Source organism: Ruegeria sp. SCP10, from assembly GCF_040329495.1.
Lineage (GTDB): Bacteria > Pseudomonadota > Alphaproteobacteria > Rhodobacterales > Rhodobacteraceae > Ruegeria.
Genome location: NZ_JBDZYF010000006.1, coordinates 22078 through 38837, shown reverse-complemented (window position 1 = coordinate 38837; position 16760 = coordinate 22078). Strand labels below are relative to the sequence as shown.

Annotated in this window: 17 protein-coding genes; 5 read left to right on the top strand and 12 right to left on the bottom strand. The window is 58.1% G+C overall.

Going from position 1 to position 16760, the window contains the following annotated elements; translation table 11 throughout:
- Nucleotides 1–18: 18 nt before the first annotated feature.
- Genes ABLN87_RS13930 through gpmI form a run of 3 tightly spaced genes read right to left on the bottom strand, consistent with a single transcriptional unit; the run spans nt 19 to nt 4004 of the window.
- On the bottom strand, nt 19–1359 hold the full coding sequence (locus tag ABLN87_RS13930) for a S41 family peptidase (RefSeq protein ID WP_353011140.1): 1341 nt from the start codon (nt 1357–1359) through the stop codon (nt 19–21).
- A gap of 6 nt (nt 1360–1365) precedes the next feature.
- Nucleotides 1366–2493, bottom strand: a complete 1128-nt coding sequence (locus ABLN87_RS13925) for a murein hydrolase activator EnvC family protein (protein WP_353011138.1) — start codon at nt 2491–2493, stop codon at nt 1366–1368.
- Nucleotides 2490–4004, bottom strand: a complete 1515-nt coding sequence (gene gpmI, locus ABLN87_RS13920) for a 2,3-bisphosphoglycerate-independent phosphoglycerate mutase (protein ID WP_353011137.1) — start codon at nt 4002–4004, stop codon at nt 2490–2492. Before gpmI ends, ABLN87_RS13925 begins: the two co-directional genes overlap by 4 nt.
- Before the next feature lie 182 nt (nt 4005–4186).
- Between gpmI and ABLN87_RS13915 the strand changes: the two genes are divergently transcribed.
- Together ABLN87_RS13915 and ABLN87_RS13910 are read left to right on the top strand one after the other, a co-directional pair.
- On the top strand, nt 4187–5320 hold the full coding sequence (locus tag ABLN87_RS13915; RefSeq protein ID WP_353011135.1) for a DUF819 family protein: 1134 nt from the start codon (nt 4187–4189) through the stop codon (nt 5318–5320).
- A gap of 3 nt (nt 5321–5323) precedes the next feature.
- Complete coding sequence (locus tag ABLN87_RS13910) at nt 5324–6745, top strand: pyridoxal phosphate-dependent decarboxylase family protein (protein WP_353011134.1); 1422 nt, start codon at nt 5324–5326, stop codon at nt 6743–6745.
- Nucleotides 6746–6755: 10 nt separating this feature from the next.
- Here ABLN87_RS13910 and nqrM read toward each other — a convergent pair whose 3' ends face one another.
- The 3 genes from nqrM to ABLN87_RS13895 all read right to left on the bottom strand — a co-directional run bounded on the left by nqrM (nt 6756) and on the right by ABLN87_RS13895 (nt 8285).
- Complete coding sequence (gene nqrM / locus ABLN87_RS13905; RefSeq protein WP_353011132.1) at nt 6756–6992, bottom strand: (Na+)-NQR maturation NqrM; 237 nt, start codon at nt 6990–6992, stop codon at nt 6756–6758.
- A 15-nt stretch (nt 6993–7007) separates the two neighbouring features.
- On the bottom strand, nt 7008–8033 hold the full coding sequence (locus ABLN87_RS13900; RefSeq protein WP_353011130.1) for an FAD:protein FMN transferase: 1026 nt from the start codon (nt 8031–8033) through the stop codon (nt 7008–7010).
- 66 nt (nt 8034–8099) lie between these two features.
- Entirely contained in the window at nt 8100–8285 is a 186-nt protein-coding gene (locus ABLN87_RS13895) for a hypothetical protein (protein WP_353011129.1), read from the bottom strand.
- A 122-nt stretch (nt 8286–8407) separates the two neighbouring features.
- On the opposite strand from ABLN87_RS13895, the gene ABLN87_RS13890 reads away from it, so the two are divergent.
- Complete coding sequence (locus tag ABLN87_RS13890; protein ID WP_353011128.1) at nt 8408–8932, top strand: CBS domain-containing protein; 525 nt, start codon at nt 8408–8410, stop codon at nt 8930–8932.
- 6 nt (nt 8933–8938) lie between these two features.
- Here the strand turns inward: ABLN87_RS13890 and ABLN87_RS13885 are convergent, their stop codons facing one another.
- The gene (locus ABLN87_RS13885) at nt 8939–9700 is read right to left on the bottom strand and encodes a metallophosphoesterase (protein ID WP_353011126.1); all 762 of its coding nucleotides are present in this window, start codon (nt 9698–9700) and stop codon (nt 8939–8941) included.
- A 177-nt stretch (nt 9701–9877) separates the two neighbouring features.
- On the opposite strand from ABLN87_RS13885, the gene ABLN87_RS13880 reads away from it, so the two are divergent.
- Together ABLN87_RS13880 and tviB are read left to right on the top strand one after the other, a co-directional pair.
- Entirely contained in the window at nt 9878–10891 is a 1014-nt protein-coding gene (locus ABLN87_RS13880) for an SDR family NAD(P)-dependent oxidoreductase (protein ID WP_353011124.1), read from the top strand.
- 14 nt (nt 10892–10905) lie between these two features.
- Entirely contained in the window at nt 10906–12189 is a 1284-nt protein-coding gene (gene tviB, locus ABLN87_RS13875) for a Vi polysaccharide biosynthesis UDP-N-acetylglucosamine C-6 dehydrogenase TviB (RefSeq protein WP_353011122.1), read from the top strand.
- A 56-nt stretch (nt 12190–12245) separates the two neighbouring features.
- Here the strand turns inward: tviB and nqrF are convergent, their stop codons facing one another.
- From nqrF to ABLN87_RS13850, 5 genes are read right to left on the bottom strand one after another with little or no spacing between them, the layout of a single operon-like run.
- A complete protein-coding gene (gene nqrF, locus ABLN87_RS13870) occupies nt 12246–13469 on the bottom strand; it encodes an NADH:ubiquinone reductase (Na(+)-transporting) subunit F (protein ID WP_353011120.1) in 1224 nt (407 codons plus the stop codon).
- A gap of 10 nt (nt 13470–13479) precedes the next feature.
- The gene (gene nqrE / locus ABLN87_RS13865; protein WP_039526851.1) at nt 13480–14088 is read right to left on the bottom strand and encodes an NADH:ubiquinone reductase (Na(+)-transporting) subunit E; all 609 of its coding nucleotides are present in this window, start codon (nt 14086–14088) and stop codon (nt 13480–13482) included.
- Nucleotides 14088–14741, bottom strand: a complete 654-nt coding sequence (locus ABLN87_RS13860) for an NADH:ubiquinone reductase (Na(+)-transporting) subunit D (protein WP_353011118.1) — start codon at nt 14739–14741, stop codon at nt 14088–14090. Before ABLN87_RS13860 ends, nqrE begins: the two co-directional genes overlap by 1 nt.
- On the bottom strand, nt 14741–15556 hold the full coding sequence (locus ABLN87_RS13855; RefSeq protein WP_353011117.1) for a Na(+)-translocating NADH-quinone reductase subunit C: 816 nt from the start codon (nt 15554–15556) through the stop codon (nt 14741–14743). The genes ABLN87_RS13860 and ABLN87_RS13855 overlap by 1 nt, the downstream gene beginning before the upstream one ends.
- Complete coding sequence (locus ABLN87_RS13850; protein WP_353011115.1) at nt 15549–16757, bottom strand: NADH:ubiquinone reductase (Na(+)-transporting) subunit B; 1209 nt, start codon at nt 16755–16757, stop codon at nt 15549–15551. Before ABLN87_RS13850 ends, ABLN87_RS13855 begins: the two co-directional genes overlap by 8 nt.
- Between the last annotated feature and the right edge of the window lie 3 nt (nt 16758–16760).

Here is a 16760-nt window from a genome sequence, read left to right as displayed (position 1 = left end):
TTTCTTTGACCAAGCGACCTACTGCGACGGCCCGTTCGGATTGAACGCGGACAGGCCCTTGAGGATATCGATGGCATAGGCCAATTGGTAATCTTCTTCCCGCAGCTCGGCTGTCTCTTCGGCCTTGGCGCGATCTTCTTCAATCTGGCGGATTTCATCCTCGCTCAGGCTGTCATTGTCCAGACTGCCGCGCAGCTGTGCCTCGGATCGTGTGAAGGGGTTCTCCTCATCCTCCTCGGCCTCGGGCTGCGGGCGCGGTTGTTCCACGATGATGTCCGGGCTGACGCCAAGCGCCTGGATCGAACGACCCGACGGCGTGTAGTAGCGCGATGTGGTAAGGCGCATCGCCCCATCGCCACGCAACGGCATCACCGTCTGGACCGAGCCTTTGCCAAAGCTTTTGGTGCCCACAACGATTGCACGACGATGGTCCTGCAAGGCACCCGCAACGATTTCCGAGGCTGACGCCGAACCACCATTGATCAGCACCACGATGGGCTTGCCTTCGGCCAGATCGCCGGGGGTGGCGTTGAACCGCTCGCCATCTTGGGGATCACGGCCGCGGGTCGAGACAATCTCGCCTTCGTTCAGGAACGCATCCGATACCCGGATCGCTTGCGTCAGCAAGCCACCGGGGTTGTTCCGTAGGTCCAGCACAACGCCGTTGACCTTGTCGATCCCGCCCGCTTCGGCAATCTGTTCCTCAAGACCCGCTTGCAGGTTTGGGAAGGTCTGATCGTTGAAGGTTGTCACGCGCAGCACCACACTGGTGCCTTCGGTGCGGGCGCGCACGGCAGTCAGTTTGATCGTGTCGCGGATAATGGTGACATCAAAAGGCTCAGGCTCGCCTTCGCGAACAACCGTGATGATGATCTCGGAGCCCACAGGCCCGCGCATCAGGTCAACCGCCTTGTCCAGCGTCAGGCCCAGAATGCTTTCACCATCCACATGAGTGATGAAATCCCCAGCTTCGATCCCGGCTGCCGCGGCAGGCGTATCATCGATGGGCGAAACGACTTTGACAAAGCCTTCCTCTTGCGTCACCTCGATGCCAAGGCCGCCAAATTCACCGCGTGTCTGCACGCGCATCTGCTCGGCGTCGTCGGGCGACAAATAGCTGGAATGCGGATCAAGCGATGTGAGCATACCGTCAATCGCAGCCTCGATCAGCTCCTCCGGCTCAACCTCTTCGACATATTGCGCGCGAATGCGTTCGAAAATGTCACCGAACAGGTCCAGTTGCTGATACACATCGGCCTTCTTTTCGGCCTCCTGCGCCAGCAGTGGGCCTGCAATCTGGGTGGTTGCGATAATCCCTGCCACGGTTCCGGCCAGACCGGCCATCACAAATCTCTTCATACTCGTCTATCCATCCTTGTTGGTCCGAAACCACGATTCCGGGTCCACGGGGCTATTGTCTTCTCTTATCTCTATATAGAGCGTTTCTGACCGGTCAGTTCCAGTGCCATCACCACTTGTTGACAAAATAGCGCCGATTTCGGGCGCCGCACCGGGCATTAGCCCAACCGGTGTGCCTTCGGGGATCACCTGTCCGATGTCTCCGTATACCTCCTGCAAACCTGAGAAAACGAATAGAAGTCCGGGCTGGGGTTCCAGAATGATCAGATTCCCAAGGTCCAGCAGAGGTCCGCGATAGCGGATCGTTGCTGCGGTGGGCGCGGTGACCAAGGCGCGGGGCCGTGTGCCCAAAACCAGTCCGGGGCGGGTCACCCCCGCCGCATCGGTTTCCCCTGCACGGTGCAGCAAGATACCTTGTACCGGAAGCGGTACATCCCCCTTGCGGCTGGCCACGCTTGCGTCGGTCGCGGCAATTTCACCTTCCGAGATTTCGGACAACCCGCTGGCGAACCCATCAAGTGTTTCGGTAGATGAGATCAGGATCGCGGTTTTGATCGGGTCTTCGACGAAACGCTTGGGCAGGTCGGTCCGGTCAGCAATCGCCTCGCTCAGCCGGGTTCGGGCGGATTGCACGCCGCTTAAACCCTCGGTCAGTGTTTCGGCGGCGTCCTGTTGCAGCAAACGCAGGGTCTGAACCTCTTGCAGATCGCGCGCCAGATCTTCGGCCTTGGCGTTCAGGCCCGGCGTGACCTCGGACAGCATCATGCCCGTCCGCGCCGCGCCCAGAGGGCCTGAAGGATGCAACATTAGAACCGGCGGTGCCGTGGTTTCGATCGTCTGCAACACACCCAACAGCTGCGCCACATCCTCTTCCCGCGTGCGCAGTTCTGCCGATAGCTGAGCCTCTCGCGTAGCGGCCATGCGCAGGCCATCACGCATCGCGGACAAGCCTGCTTCATAAGCCTGAATGGTCTCGGTCAAAGCCCGCACGCGGTCCCGCGCGCTATCCGCTTCGGTCAGCGAGATCGAGGCCTGTTCCAGCATCTCCGCTGCTTCAAGCGCCGCCCGCGATGGGTTCTGTGCTATGGCCTGACCAGCCAAAGACAGTGCTATGGCAGCGGCCATTACCCTCATGAAATCAAGCTTTCGCCCGTCATTTCAGGCGGCTTGGGCAGGTTCATGAGGTCCAGCAGGGTTGGCGCCAGATCAGACAAGCGCCCGCTGCGCAACACCGTCCCTTCGGAACCCCCAACCAAGGCCACCGGCACCGGGTTAAGCGTATGCGCGGTATGCGGCCCGCCGGTTTCCGGGTCGACCATCACCTCGCAATTGCCGTGATCTGCGGTGACGATCATCGCGCCACCGACCTTGTTCAACGCCTCAACAACTTGCGCCAACCCCTGATCGACCGCCTCACAGGCTTTGATCGCGGCTTGCAGGTCGCCGGTGTGACCCACCATGTCCGGGTTGGCATAGTTGGTGACGATCAGGTCATACCCGGCCTCGATGGCCTCAACGAATTTTGCCGTCACTTCGGCCGAGGACATCTCGGGCTGCAAATCATAGGTCGCGACTTTGGGCGATTTGGGCATATCGCGGTCTTCGCCTCCCTCGGGCACCTCTTTGCCGCCATTGAGGAAGAAGGTCACATGTGGGTACTTCTCGGTCTCGGCCAGCCGGAACTGGCGCAGGCCCTGCTTGGCCACCCATTCGCCCAGCGTGTTTACGATAGCGCGTTTGGGGAACACGGTGGTCATATAGTCATTATGCCCATCAGAATACTCAACCATTCCCAACAGCGCCGACAAAACCGGGCGCGGACCAGTATCAAAATCAGCAAAGCCCGGCTCGCCAATAGCGCGCAGGATTTCACGCGCGCGGTCGGCGCGGAAGTTCAGGCAAAAAAACCCGTCACCATCTTTGATGCCTTGATACCCATCCAACACCGTGGGCGTGATGAATTCATCCGTTTCCGATTGGGTATAGGCGTGATCAACGGCCCCATGCGTCGTGCTGGCCGCGCGGCCCTGCCCCTTAATCATGGCATCATACGCCTGTGAGACCCGCTCCCACCGGTTGTCGCGGTCCATGGCAAAGTAACGCCCGCTGACCGAGACAATACGGGTCCCTTCGGGCAGGCGTTCCTTCAGCTCAGCGACATAGGTCAGGGCCGACTTTGGGGCAACGTCTCGCCCGTCGGTCACAGCATGCAGCGCGACCGGTACACCGGCATCGGTGATCGCCTTGGCCGCCGCAACGATATGGTTCACATGCCCATGCACGCCGCCATCCGAGGCCAGCCCCATCAGATGCGCCGTACCGCCTGCGGCTTTCACCTTGGTAATAAAGGCCTGCAACGCGTCATTGTCGAAGAAGGAGCCATCCTCGATCGCCAGATCAATCTGTCCCAGGTCCATCGCCACAACCCGACCGGCCCCGATATTGGTGTGCCCGACCTCGGAATTGCCCATTTGCCCGCTGGGCAGGCCCACATCCGGGCCGTGGGTGATCAGCGTGGAATGAGGGCCCTTCATAATCGCATCAAACGTGGGCGTGTCGGCCAAATAAGGTGCATTCGCCTGCATGTCATCGGACAATCCCCAACCATCCAGGATGCACAAGACTACGGGTTTGGGCGTGGCCATTTCGATCTCCGGTAACTGCTCTTAGCCCATCTTCTAGCCTCTGGTCGCCGGGGGGTGAACCGCCTTTGCAGGAATTGGTGCAGATTTAATCAAACCGTCAGCGCAGAAGAACCTTACGTAAGGTCCTCTTGTGTGATCAGGGCCGGGCCGCCTAGTCTCGGGACCTGAGGAAGAGGACAATCATGCAAACAGGACTTTCGGGTTTTGCCCTGATCTATGTGTTGGCGCCCGCTGCACTGATGTTATTGGCGCGGCACTGGGCTTTGGCCGGGCGTATCGGGCCGATTGTTTTGTGTTACATGGCCGGGCTGGCCTTGGGGGTTTCCAGCCTGCAACCCGAAGCCGCACAACAACTTAGGGAAACCGTGATCGAGGCGAGCCTGGGGCTTGCCCTGCCTTTGCTGTTGTTTGGCGTCAACCTGCGGGCCTGGGGCCGCGTTGCCGGGTCCGCTTTGCTGTCCATGGCACTGGCTGTTCTTGCGGTTGGGCTTGTCGCGACAGGGCTGTTCTTCGCCTTCAGCGCCACGGGCACCGAACAGACCGAGCAGCTTTCGGGCATGGCGGTCGGAATGTATACGGGCGGTCTGGCGAATATGGGCGCGATCAAACTGGCGCTGGATATCCCCGAGGGCCGCTATCTGCTGTTTGCCACCGTCGATACGGTTGTGGGCGCAGCCTATCTGTTGTTCGTACTAACCCTCGCACCTTCAGTGTTTGCTCTCTTCTTGAAACCCTTCACGGGCGACCGTGACGCAGACATCCCGCAAGAGGGCGAGGCGACAAAGCCAAACCTGTATCTGCACGGCATCATCGCATTCCTAGCAGCATCGCTTTGTGTTGCGACCGCGTTGATCTTTGCGCCGACCTTCAGCTTTGCCGCTCAGCCCGTAGTGATCGTGATCTTGCTGACAACACTGGGTCTTTTGGGATCGCTGACGCCATCGCTGCACCAAAACAGAGCCGCGCCTGAAATGGGTATGTTCCTGCTTTACATATTCTCATTCAGTGTTGCCGCTTCGATGGATTTGGCCAAGTTGCAGGACATGGACCTAGGCGTTCTGGGATTTGTCCTGATCGCCACCTTCGGCAGTTTCGCCCTGCACGCGCTGTTCGCCCGGATCGCGGGAATTGACCGGGACACATTCCTGATCACCTCGGTTGCCGCCGTCATGTCGCCCGCCTTTGTCCCCATGATCTCGCGCAGTCTGCGCAACCCCGCAATCTTGATGTCGGGCATGGCAACCGGCATTCTGGGATTTGCCATCGGGAGCTATCTGGGCATTTCACTGGCGCTGCTGCTGGCCAGAGGGGGATAGGATATGGATCATCAGAAACTGCCTGCGGCGGGTCGTCCCGAGGATGAGATACTGGATCAGCTCAAATCCTTTGCCGAGGATGACCCGAACTATCGTGAGGGCCGCACTTGGAGCCTTGTCTACCATCTGGATGACGACCACGACGCCTTCACCGCCAAGGCCTACAGCGCGTTTTCTTCGGCCAACGGCCTGAACCCTGCCGCGTTTCAAAGCCTGAAACGGATGGAGACCCAGATCATCTCGACCATGGCAGGTCTGCTGCATGGCGGGCCGGACACGTGCGGCGTTGTGACGGCGGGTGGAACGGAAAGCTGCCTGATGGCGGTTAAAACCTACCGCGATATGGCACGCAAAAAGCGCAAGGTGACACGGCCCAATATGATCCTGCCAAAGACCGCGCATGTGGCCTGGTTCAAGGCGGCCGAGTATTTCGGCGTCAAAGCGCGCCTGCTACCGATGACACCGGATCATGCGACTGACATTTCCCGCCTGAAACGCATGATCAACGCGGGCACCGTGATGATCCTAGGGTCGGCCCCCGAATACCCGCACGGCACCATCGACCCAATTGCCCAAATGGGGGCGATTGCGCAGTCCAAAGGCATCCCGTTGCATATCGACGCCTGCGTCGGCGGGCTGATCCTACCGTTCATGGAACGCAACGGCATTGACCTGCCCGACTGGGATTTCCGCGTTCCAGGTGTCACCTCGATCTCGGCAGATCTGCACAAATACGGCTATGCGGCCAAAGGGGCCTCGACCATCCTTTACCGCAATCTCGACCTGCTCAAGCATCAGATGTTCATCTGTCAGGACTGGCCCGGAGGGGTCTTTGCCTCACCCGCCCTGCTGGGTACTCGACCCGGTGGGGCCTATGCCGCCGCCTGGGCAGTCATGCAGAAACTGGGGGTCGAGGGCTATTGCCAGCTGGCCAAAGACACTACCGAAGCCGTCGAAAAGCTGAAATCTGGCATTGCAGCGATTGACGGCCTGCGCATTCTTGGCAATCCCCAAGGGCCGTTGCTGGCTTATGGCTCAACCGACCCGAAGCTCAACATCTATGCAGTGGCGGATCAGCTGGAACGCGCGGGTTGGAGCATCAATCGCGTCCAGAATCCCGATGGCATTCACTGTATGGTTACCGCCAAACATCTGCATGTGGCTGATGAATATCTGGCTGATCTGGCACAGGCGGTTGCCACCGTGCGGGCAAATCCCGATCTGGCCAAGACCGGCGGCGCTGCGACCTATGGCATGATGGCGCATGTCCCACTGCGCGGGATGGTCAAATCCAAAGTGCTGGATGTATTCGCCGAAATGTATCGCGCAGGGGGCGGGGGTTTACATCTGAATGATGGAAAAGCGCCAAACCTGCTGGAACGCGGCATGGCGCGTTATGTGCAATGGAAAGCGCGGCGTAGTTAGAGCCTGTCAATCAAGATTGCCGCTCCATCTGCTCCAGCATCTTCTTTGCGCGTTTGCATTGCAGCTGATCGCGCAGCGGGCTGTCCGGGTCTACATCTTTCTGGCAAACCACGCATTTATCCGCGCCCGAGATTGCATTCAGACCACCGCAGCTGCCTTTGATGGTCTTGCCCATCAGCATCACACCCAATGACATGCCAATCATGACAAGTGCCAGCAGAACAAAGGCCAGAATGAAAGTGCTCATCTCGGTTCCTACCCGTCAGTCGGTTCCCAATGCGTCTTTGAACGCGCTGCTGTGAACTGTAATATAGGCATCATCGCCGCCTGTCACATCCCGCGAGATGAAATACACGGCAAGTTTATGCTCTTCAGCCAGCGCCAGCCCTTTTTCCTGTCCCAACGCCAACATCGCCGTTGCCCAGGCATCGGCCATCATCGCGTTTTCCGCCAGAACGGTGACCGAGGTCGTGCGATGTGTGATCGGACGGCCCGTGACCGGGTCGATGATATGCGAATAGCGCACACCATCTTGCTCGAAGAAGTTTTTGTAGTCGCCCGAGCTGGCCATGCCACGATCGTTCAGCGGCACGATCAGTTGCACGGTTTGCGATCCGGCTTCGGGCTTTTCGATGCCGATCTGCCAGGCGTCGCCTTTGTCATTTTGCCCCTTGGCGACCAGATCACCACCAATCTCGACCAGATAGTCCTCAATCCCTGCTTCACGCAGGGTCCCAGCCACCGCGTCGATGCCATAACCTTTTGCGATTGCGGACAGGTTGATCCCCACGGCTGGATCGGATTTCGCCAAAGTACCGGCAGCGCTGTCCAATGTCAGCAACCGGGCCTGACCAACACCGCTTAGCGCTGTCTCGATTTCTTCATCCGAGGGCACCGGATCTTCGGGTTTGCGAGGGCCAAAGCCCCACAACTCGATCAGCGGTCCGAGTGTGACATCAAAGGTCCCACCTGTTTTCCCGTGCACATCGTTTGCCGCGGCCAGTACCAAAGCGAACTCTTCCGACACCGCCACAGGGTCCGTGCTAGTCGATGCTGAGAAAGTTGAAACCTCGGAATTCGGATCCCAATTCGACATCTTGGCGTTGACCTGAGCCAGAGTCTCTTCGACCGCTGCGGCCAGCGCCGCCTCGTCCAAATCCGCGCCAATCGCGGTGATGTTGAAGGTTGTGCCCATTGTCTCGCCAGACAGGCGAACAACTTCGGGTTCTTTGTCGAACAGGCAACCGGTCAGAGCGGTCAAAAGGGCCAATGCTGGCAGCAGACGCATGGGGCAGTCTCCGGGAAAATCAGTGCCCGGCATATGCCAGCCACCTTTGTCGGAGTCAAACCGGCATCACAGTTTCAGCGGCAAAAAGCCCAGCATCAAAAGGCCAAAACCCGCGGGTACGCCAAACAACCATGCCCGCTTTTGCCATCCTTCGGGCTGTTGTTTCCACGCCAGTCGGAAATTATGCCCGCAAACGACCACAGCAAAGAAAATCAACGCAGCAACTGGCGGTGTCAGGTAAAGATCGCTCACGTCTTTGGGCTCCTGTTCGGGGTCCGGTTTTTGCCGATCGGGACAATTGGACCCTATACAGGTCGTTTAGCTGCGCTAAGGTGAAAGGGAAAGACACACAATACCCCGGAAGGAGAATGCCTATGGCTCCAACCTCGTATCAGTCCCCCTCGCGCGGCGATAAGGCTGACAAGTCGACCTACAGCCAGTCTGTGGAATCGAACCTGTCGCATGCACAGACAACAGTGGCAAAACTGTTGACAGGTAAAGGAGATGATGTGTTTTCAGTGCGCCCGAATGAGACGATCCATTCCGTGGTCAACACGCTCAAGGAAAAGCGGATCGGGGCGGTTCTGGTGACGGATCAGAACGGGGCGCTGCAGGGTATTCTGTCGGAACGCGACATTGTGCGCCGCATGGCAGATACGCCCGGCCAAACGCTGCCGCAATCGGTCGAAGACCTGATGACACGCGATGTCAAAACCTGCTCGCCTGACGATTATCTGAATGATGTTCTGAAAACGATGACCGAAGGCAAGTTTCGCCATATGCCGGTCTTGCGCGACGGTAATCTGTGCGGCGTGATCACCATTGGCGATGTGGTGCATTTCCGCTTGCAGGAACTTGAATACGAAGCGCTGCGCATGAAGCAGATGATCGTCGGCTGATCTGGTTCAGGTCGAGGTAAAGCGCACGCCGCCGGTGAACACCTCGGCCGCAGTCAACCGATTGGTGACAAACGCGCCGGTGTCGATTGAGATAACTCCGTTCTCTGCCCGCGCCTGATCAACAATGGTATGGCCGTGCAGGACCCATTGACCATCCTCTCTGGGCTCGCGCGACAGCATCGGATGCCCCCACAGGCAAATATCGCGTGGTTGCGCATTAACAGGATGGCGCGGGTCCAGTGCAGCGTGTACAACCGTCACATTGCCACTGGTCCAGATCAGGGGGCGATCCCTGAGCCAGCTCAACAGGTCTTCCCCCATAACCCGCTGCAATTTTTCAGCAATCTCGACCGCCGGTTCGCCTAAAATGGCGTCGGCCACGCCGGTGATGCCAAACGAGGCGAGCGTCTGAACGCCACCGTTTTGCAACCACAGGCGGCTGACCCGTTTTGGATCGTCTACAAAGCGCAACAGCATTTCTTCGTGATTGCCCAGCAGGCAGGTGACCCGTCCGCCCGAGGTTTCGCTGAGATGGCGCAACTGATGCAAGACCTGAGCACTGTAGGCACCGCGATCAACATAGTCGCCAACAAAAACCCAAGGGCAACTGTCGTCCAACCGGGGCAGCAAATCCTGCAACAGATCCAGCCGCCCATGAATGTCGCCAATCGCGATGAACGGTTGATCGGGCGCGATCTCGGGCATGACAGGCAACGACGCTTGAGCGTCGCGTTTATCGAACAGCCCTTTGATCCAATCCCTAACCATCACGCGCCCTCCCTACCCCGGCTCAGCCTTGGCGACAATCGGCAATTCCCAGTGGCGTATCGGCGTGTGCCCAATCGACCAGCTTGGCCGAATAGCCGCAAAATGGGAAAATCTGCTTGACCTCGAAGCGGGGAAAGTATCCCTGATGCGCAGAGTTTTATTGTGTTCGAGGGTTTCATGAAACGTGTTTTGATCACCGGGACCGCAGGGTTCATCGGCTTCCATCTGGCAAAGCTGCTGCTGTCAGAAGGGTTCCGGGTGCATGGCTATGACGGGATGACCGACTATTACGACGTCACCTTGAAACAGCGCCGCCATCAGATGCTGATGCAAACCCCCGGTTTCACCGCGACCGAAGCGATGCTGGAAGACTACGAACAGCTGATGAAGGTCGCTGATGAGTTTCAGCCCGAAGTTATCGTTCACCTCGCCGCGCAGGCCGGGGTCCGCTACAGTCTGGAAGAGCCACGCAGCTACATTAACTCTAACGTTGTCGGCACGTTCAACGTGATGGAGGCCGCGCGCATCCACAAGGTCGATCACCTTTTGATGGCCTCTACCTCTTCGGTTTATGGTGCCAATGAAGAGATGCCCTTTACCGAGGTCGAAAAGGCCGACACCCAGCTGACCATCTATTCGGCCACCAAAAAGGCCAATGAGGCGATGGGCCATTCCTACGCGCATCTGTGGGACCTGCCGACAACGATGTTCCGGTTCTTCACCGTCTACGGCACTTGGGGGCGGCCCGATCTGGCGCTCTACAAGTTCGTGGACGCGATTCTGGATGACAGGCCCATCGACATCTACAACCACGGTGACATGTATCGCGATTTCACAAACGTGGAGGATCTGGTCCGTGGCATCCGATTGTTGATCGATGTGCCGCCCGTGCGCCCCGAAAGCGCTGACCAGATTGAAGAGGGGGACAGCCTGTCCCCCGTTGCGCCCTATCGTGTTGTCAATATCGGCAATGGCGACAAGGTGCGCCTGATGGATTTCGTCGAAGCCATCGAAGAGGCCGTAGGCAAAGAGGCCATCCGAAACTATATGCCCATGCAGATGGGCGATGTCCCCGCCACTTGGGCCAATACTGATCTGCTGCAACGGCTGACTGGTTACCGCCCGCAAACCGATTTCAAAGACGGGATCGCCCGGTTTGTCGCGTGGTTCCGGGACTATCACGGCAAATAAAGACTGAGACCTGAATGCTGCAAACGAACCCCGATGCCCGCAAGATCGCTGTCATTGGATTGGGCTATGTGGGCCTGCCTTTGGCGGTGGCCTTTGGCAAGATCGGCCCGGTCATCGGATTCGACATCAACCCGGCCCGGATCGACGCCCTGCTAGACGGTATTGATGCCACGCAAGAGGTTGAGCCCGAAGATCTAGCCGCAGCAACAGGTCTGACCTTCACCACCGAGGTTTCGGATCTTGCGACCTGTGACACCTATGTCGTCACCGTGCCCACCCCGATCACGGCAGGCAAACAGCCAGACCTCTCTCCTCTGCTTGCGGCCTCCGAAACAGTCGGCGGTGTTCTGAAACCCGGCGATCTGGTGATCTACGAATCCACCGTTTATCCCGGTGCGACCGAGGAAGACTGCGTACCGGTGCTTGAACGCGCTTCGGGCCTGAAATTCAACACGGATTTCTTTGCAGGCTACAGCCCGGAACGCATTAATCCCGGCGACAAGACCCATCGGATTGCGGATATTTGCAAGGTAACCTCTGGCTCCACCCCCGAAGTGGCCGATCTGGTCGATGCGCTATATGCCCGGATCATCACCGCCGGAACCCACAAGGCCGAAAGCATCCGCGTGGCCGAAGCGGCAAAGGTCATCGAAAACACTCAACGCGATCTGAACATCGCACTGGTGAATGAGCTTGCGATGATCTTCGGCCGGATGGGCATCGATACCGAGGATGTTCTGCGCGCCGCAGGCACCAAATGGAATTTCCTTCCCTTCCGCCCCGGACTGGTCGGTGGTCACTGTATTGGCGTTGATCCGTACTACCTGACCCACAAGGCCGAGGCCGTGGGCCATCACCCCCAGATCATTCTGGCCGGGCGGCGGCTGAACGACAGCATGGGCAGCTATGTGGTATCTCAACTGGTCAAACGCATGACCCGCAACGGCATCAATGTCGGTGCGGCACGGGTCCTAGTTCTGGGCCTTACCTTCAAGGAAAACTGTCCCGACTTACGCAATACGCGCGTCGTTGATATCATTGAGGAATTGCAGAGCTATGGTATCAGCGTTGATGTCCACGATCCCCATGCCGACGCCGCCGCAGCCGAGGCTGAATACGGTCTCTCGCTTTTAGAGGTCCCTCAGGACGGGACCTATGACGCGGTCGTTCTGGCAGTCGCGCATCAGAAATACAAAGACGCTGATCCGTCGACATTCCGCGCCTACGGCAAAGCCAACAGCGTGGTGTTCGACATCAAATCCTGCCTGCCAAGGGACGCGAGTGACTTGAGGCTCTGACGCGTTCTGGAGTCCAACAAAAAAGCCGGCGCACTACGCGCCGGCTTTTTTGTCTCTTACCCGCCGAAATCGTCGAGCATGATGTCTTCGCGGTCCACACCCAGATCCAGCAGCATGTTGATGACCGACTGGTTCATGATTGGAGGACCACACATGTAGAACTCGCAATCTTCAGGCGCGGGGTGGTTCTTGAGGTATTCTTCGAACAGAACGTTATGGATAAAGCCAGTATAGCCTTTCCAATCGTCCTCGGGTTGCGCGTCCGACAAGGCGACGTGCCAATCGAAATTGTCGAACTCTTCGGCCAGCTGATCGAAATCCTCGACAAAGAACATCTCTTTCTTCGACCGCGCACCATACCAGAAGCTGATTTTGCGATCACGGTTTTCCAGACGCTTAAGCTGGTCAAAGATGTGGCTGCGCATCGGCGCCATGCCCGCACCACCGCCGATGAAGACCATCTCTTTTTGGGTATCGCGGGCGAAGAACTCACCAAACGGACCCGAGATCGTTACCTTGTCACCCGGTTTCAGGTTGAAGATGTAAGACGACATCTGACCCGCCGGAATACCCTCGGACCCCGGAGGCGGCGAGGCGACGCGGACGTTCAGCATGATCATGCCTTTTTCATCCGGATAGTTGGCCATCGAGTAGGCGCGTTCAATCGGCTCGTTTACGACCGACTCATACTGCCACAGATTGAAGCGATCCCAATCCTCACGATACTCCTCTTCCACGTCGAAATCGGTGTATTTCAGTGCATGCGCAGGGGCTTCGATCTGGATGTATCCACCGGCACGGAAGTTCACGTCCTCACCTTCCGGCAGGTCCAAAGTCAGCGCCTTGATGAAGGTCGCCACGTTCTCGTTCGAACGCACGGTGCATTCCCATTTCTTGACGCCAAAGACCTCTTCGGGGACTTCGATATCCATGTCCTGCTTGACCGCAACCTGACAGGACAGGCGGTCACCACAGGCGGCCTCACGTTTGGTGATATGGCTTTCTTCGGTCGGCAGGATCGAGCCGCCACCCGAATGCACGCGCACACGGCATTGCGCGCAGGTGCCACCGCCGCCACAGGCCGACGGGACGAACAGCTTTTCAGCCGCCAGGGTTTGCAGCAGCTTGCCGCCCGCCGGGACCGACACGGTTTTCTCACCGTTGATGGTAATATTCACGTTGCCGGTCGACACCAGACGCGACCGCGCGGCCATGATGATGGCCACCAGACCCAGAACGATGACGGTGAAAAGGACGACGCCTAAGCTAAAGGTTTCCATGCGCCCCTCCTTACAGTTTCACGCCCGAGAACGACATGAAGGCCATGGCCATCAGCCCTGCGGTGATGAAGGTGATGCCCAATCCCTGCAGACCGTCCGGAATATCCGAATACTTCAGCTTTTCCCGAACACCTGCCATCGCAGTAATCGCCAGCGCCCAGCCAAAGCCCGAGGACAGGCCATAGGTGGTCGCCTCGGCAAAGTTGTAGTCGCGTTCCACCATGAACAGCGAACCACCCAGGATCGCACAGTTCACCGTGATCAGCGGCAGGAAGATCCCCAGCGCGTTGTAGAGCGGCGGGAAGTACTTGTCCAAAACCATCTCGAGGATCTGAACCATCGCCGCGATCACGCCGATATACGAGATCAAGCCAAGGAAGGTCAGGTCCACATCCGGGAACCCAGCCCAGGCCAGCGCGCCCGGTTTCAGAAGGTAGTTCAGCAGCAGGTTGTTGGCAGGCACGGTAATGGCCTGCACAACCATGACCGAAATCCCCAGACCCAGCGCGGTCGAGATTTTCTTGGAGACGGCGATGAAGGTACACATCCCCAGAAAGAAACTGAGCGCAAGGTTTTCGACAAAGATGGCCTTTACGGCCAGTGAGATCAGACCTTCCATCAGTGGGCCTCTACCTGCTGAATTTTGTATTCACGCTCTTCCACCTGGTTCGGCTTCCATGTGCGGAAGGCCCAGATGATAAGACCGATGATGAAGAACGCCGAGGGCGGCAGCAACAACATGCCGTTGGGCACGTACCAGCCGCCGTTGTTGACGGTCTCCAGAATGGTAACGCCGAACAGCGACCCGGCACCGAACAGCTCACGAATGAAGCCGACCAGCAACAGGATCAGGCCATAGCCCATGCCGTTGCCCATGCCGTCGATAAAGGACGCAGCCGGAGGGTTCTTCATGGCAAACGCCTCGGCGCGGCCCATCACGATACAGTTGGTGATGATCAGGCCCACAAAGACCGACAGGGTTTTCGAAATCTCGAAAGCATAAGCCTTGAGGATCTGGTCCACCAAGATCACCAACGAGGCGATGATCACCATCTGCACGATGATCCGGATCGAGCCGGGGATCTGATTGCGCAGGCACGAGATGAAGAAGGACGAGAACGAGGTCACGAAGATCACCGCCAACGCCATCACCATCGACACCTGCAGCGACGAGGTCACCGCCAGCGCCGAACAGATGCCCAGCACCTGAAGGGTGATCGGGTTGTTGTCGACAAGCGGATCGACCAGCATCTCTTTCTTGGTCTGGGACATCAGAGCTCTCCTGCTTGCAGTTTGGCCAGAAACGGTGCGTAACCCGCATCGCCCATCCAGAATTTCACCAAGTTATCGACGCCGACCGAGGTCAAAGTGGCGCCTGCCAGCGCATCGATATAGAAGTCGGGTCCGGCTGCCGGCTGGGACTTCGACACGGTGATTTGCAGATCACCATTGTCGTCACGCAGCTTCTTACCGTTCCACAGAGCCTTCCAGCGTGGGTTGTCCACCTCGGCCCCAAGGCCGGGAGTCTCACCGTGCTGATAGAATTGCAGGCCGTAGATATCATTGCCGTTATTTTCCAGCGCGATAAAGCCATAGAGTGTGGACCAAAGGCCATAGCCGTGCAGCGGCAGAATCACCTTGTCCAGATCGCCCGCGTCGTCGCGCAGCAGATAGATCACGCGGTACTTCGACTTGCGGCCAATGCCTGCCGGGTCGTCGTCCAGCGCAACGCTCAGCTCAGGATCGCTGGCTGCAGCGATGTCATCGAAGGTGGCCGGGTCGAACTGATCATCTACGAAATCGCCGGTGGACAGTTCCAGCACATGAGGTTCGAACGCGGCGAAGGCTTCGGTCACGTCGATGCCGGGCTCGAACACGCCCGCCACTTGCAGAACGTTGACCTGCTTGTCCTTCAGACGGTTGGTTTCCTGCACCGGGCGCAGGCTGACGGCTGCGGCGGATACGACCATCGAGGCGACCAGACAAACCGCGACTGCGATGAAAATCGTCTTGCCAACTGAGTCTGGCGAAGCAGCCAGGAACCGGGCAATAGCGCCTTTGGGTTCTTGAGGTTGCGGATCAGACATGGCGACGCGCCCTCCGTTTGATGTTGGCTTGGACGACGAAGTAGTCGATCAGCGGAGCAAAGACGTTGCCGAACAGAATGGCCAGCATCATGCCTTCGGGGAAAGCCGGGTTGATGACACGGATCATCACAACCATGACACCGATCAGGGCACCATAGATGTAGCGACCCATGTTGGTGTGGCTGGCCGAAACAGGCTCGGTCACCATGAAGGCCAAACCGAAGGCATACCCACCAATGACCACATGCCAGTACCAAGGCATCGCAAACATCGGGTTGGTGTCCGAACCGATCAGGTTCAGCAGCAGGGTAAAGCCGATGGTCCCCGCCAGACAGCCGACGATAAGCCGGTAGTTGGCGATCCGCGTGGCCAGCAGGAAGGCCAGACCGATCATACAAGCAAGGGTCGAGGTCTCACCAAAGCTGCCCTGGATCGAACCGAAGAACGCATTCCACCAGGTGATGCCATCAGCCGCCAGCGCCTGAAAGCCTTGCGACGCAGAGACGGACAGTGCAGTCGCGCCCGAGAAGCCGTCAACCGGCGTCCAGACTGTGTCACCGGACATGCTGGCCGGATAGGCGAAATACAGGAACGCCCGGCCTACCAGAGCGGGGTTAAGGAAGTTCTTGCCGGTGCCGCCAAAGACTTCTTTCCCGATCACGACGCCGAAGATGATGCCCAATGCCACCTGCCACAAAGGCGCAGTTGCCGGCATGATCAACGTGTAAAGCATTGAAGTAACAAGGAAACCTTCGTTTACTTCGTGGCCTCGTACGGTGGCAAAGATAACCTCGAAAATACCACCAGCAACCAGAGTCACGATGTATATCGGCAGGAAATACATCAGCCCGTGCATCACATTGGCAAAGACGCTGGAGGGGTCCAGCGAGATACCAAACATCTGCAGCAGAGCAATCCGCCAGCCAGTCGCCGAGTCAGGCCCCAGCAGCGCAATGGCCGAGTTCGCCTGATAGCCGGTATTGTACATCCCCCACAGGATACAAGGGATCGTCGCGATCACGACATAGGTCATGATCCGCTTCATATCGATATAAGACCGCGCATGCGGTGCGACGGTGGTGACAGTTTTCGGAGTGTAAATGAAGCTTTCCACCATCTCATAGATGGGGAAATACTTCTCGTACTTGCCGCCCTTGGTAAAGTTCGGCTCGATCCTATCAAAGAAGCTGCGCAAACCCATGTG

Coding starts and splice junctions, on each gene's coding strand:
- gpmI (WP_353011137.1), bottom strand. CDS start 4,004: ATGGCCACGCCCAAACCCGTAGTCTTGTGCATCCTGGATGGTTGGGGA.
- ABLN87_RS13850 (WP_353011115.1), bottom strand. CDS start 16,757: ATGGGTTTGCGCAGCTTCTTTGATAGGATCGAGCCGAACTTTACCAAG.
- tviB (WP_353011122.1), top strand. CDS start 10,906: ATGCTGCAAACGAACCCCGATGCCCGCAAGATCGCTGTCATTGGATTG.
- nqrF (WP_353011120.1), bottom strand. CDS start 13,469: ATGGAAACCTTTAGCTTAGGCGTCGTCCTTTTCACCGTCATCGTTCTG.
- ABLN87_RS13925 (WP_353011138.1), bottom strand. CDS start 2,493: ATGAGGGTAATGGCCGCTGCCATAGCACTGTCTTTGGCTGGTCAGGCC.
- ABLN87_RS13890 (WP_353011128.1), top strand. CDS start 8,408: ATGGCTCCAACCTCGTATCAGTCCCCCTCGCGCGGCGATAAGGCTGAC.
- nqrM (WP_353011132.1), bottom strand. CDS start 6,992: ATGAGCACTTTCATTCTGGCCTTTGTTCTGCTGGCACTTGTCATGATT.
- ABLN87_RS13900 (WP_353011130.1), bottom strand. CDS start 8,033: ATGCGTCTGCTGCCAGCATTGGCCCTTTTGACCGCTCTGACCGGTTGC.
- ABLN87_RS13930 (WP_353011140.1), bottom strand. CDS start 1,359: ATGAAGAGATTTGTGATGGCCGGTCTGGCCGGAACCGTGGCAGGGATT.
- ABLN87_RS13915 (WP_353011135.1), top strand. CDS start 4,187: ATGCAAACAGGACTTTCGGGTTTTGCCCTGATCTATGTGTTGGCGCCC.
- ABLN87_RS13885 (WP_353011126.1), bottom strand. CDS start 9,700: ATGGTTAGGGATTGGATCAAAGGGCTGTTCGATAAACGCGACGCTCAA.
- ABLN87_RS13860 (WP_353011118.1), bottom strand. CDS start 14,741: ATGTCCCAGACCAAGAAAGAGATGCTGGTCGATCCGCTTGTCGACAAC.
- nqrE (WP_039526851.1), bottom strand. CDS start 14,088: ATGGAAGGTCTGATCTCACTGGCCGTAAAGGCCATCTTTGTCGAAAAC.
- ABLN87_RS13880 (WP_353011124.1), top strand. CDS start 9,878: ATGAAACGTGTTTTGATCACCGGGACCGCAGGGTTCATCGGCTTCCAT.
- ABLN87_RS13855 (WP_353011117.1), bottom strand. CDS start 15,556: ATGTCTGATCCGCAACCTCAAGAACCCAAAGGCGCTATTGCCCGGTTC.
- ABLN87_RS13910 (WP_353011134.1), top strand. CDS start 5,324: ATGGATCATCAGAAACTGCCTGCGGCGGGTCGTCCCGAGGATGAGATA.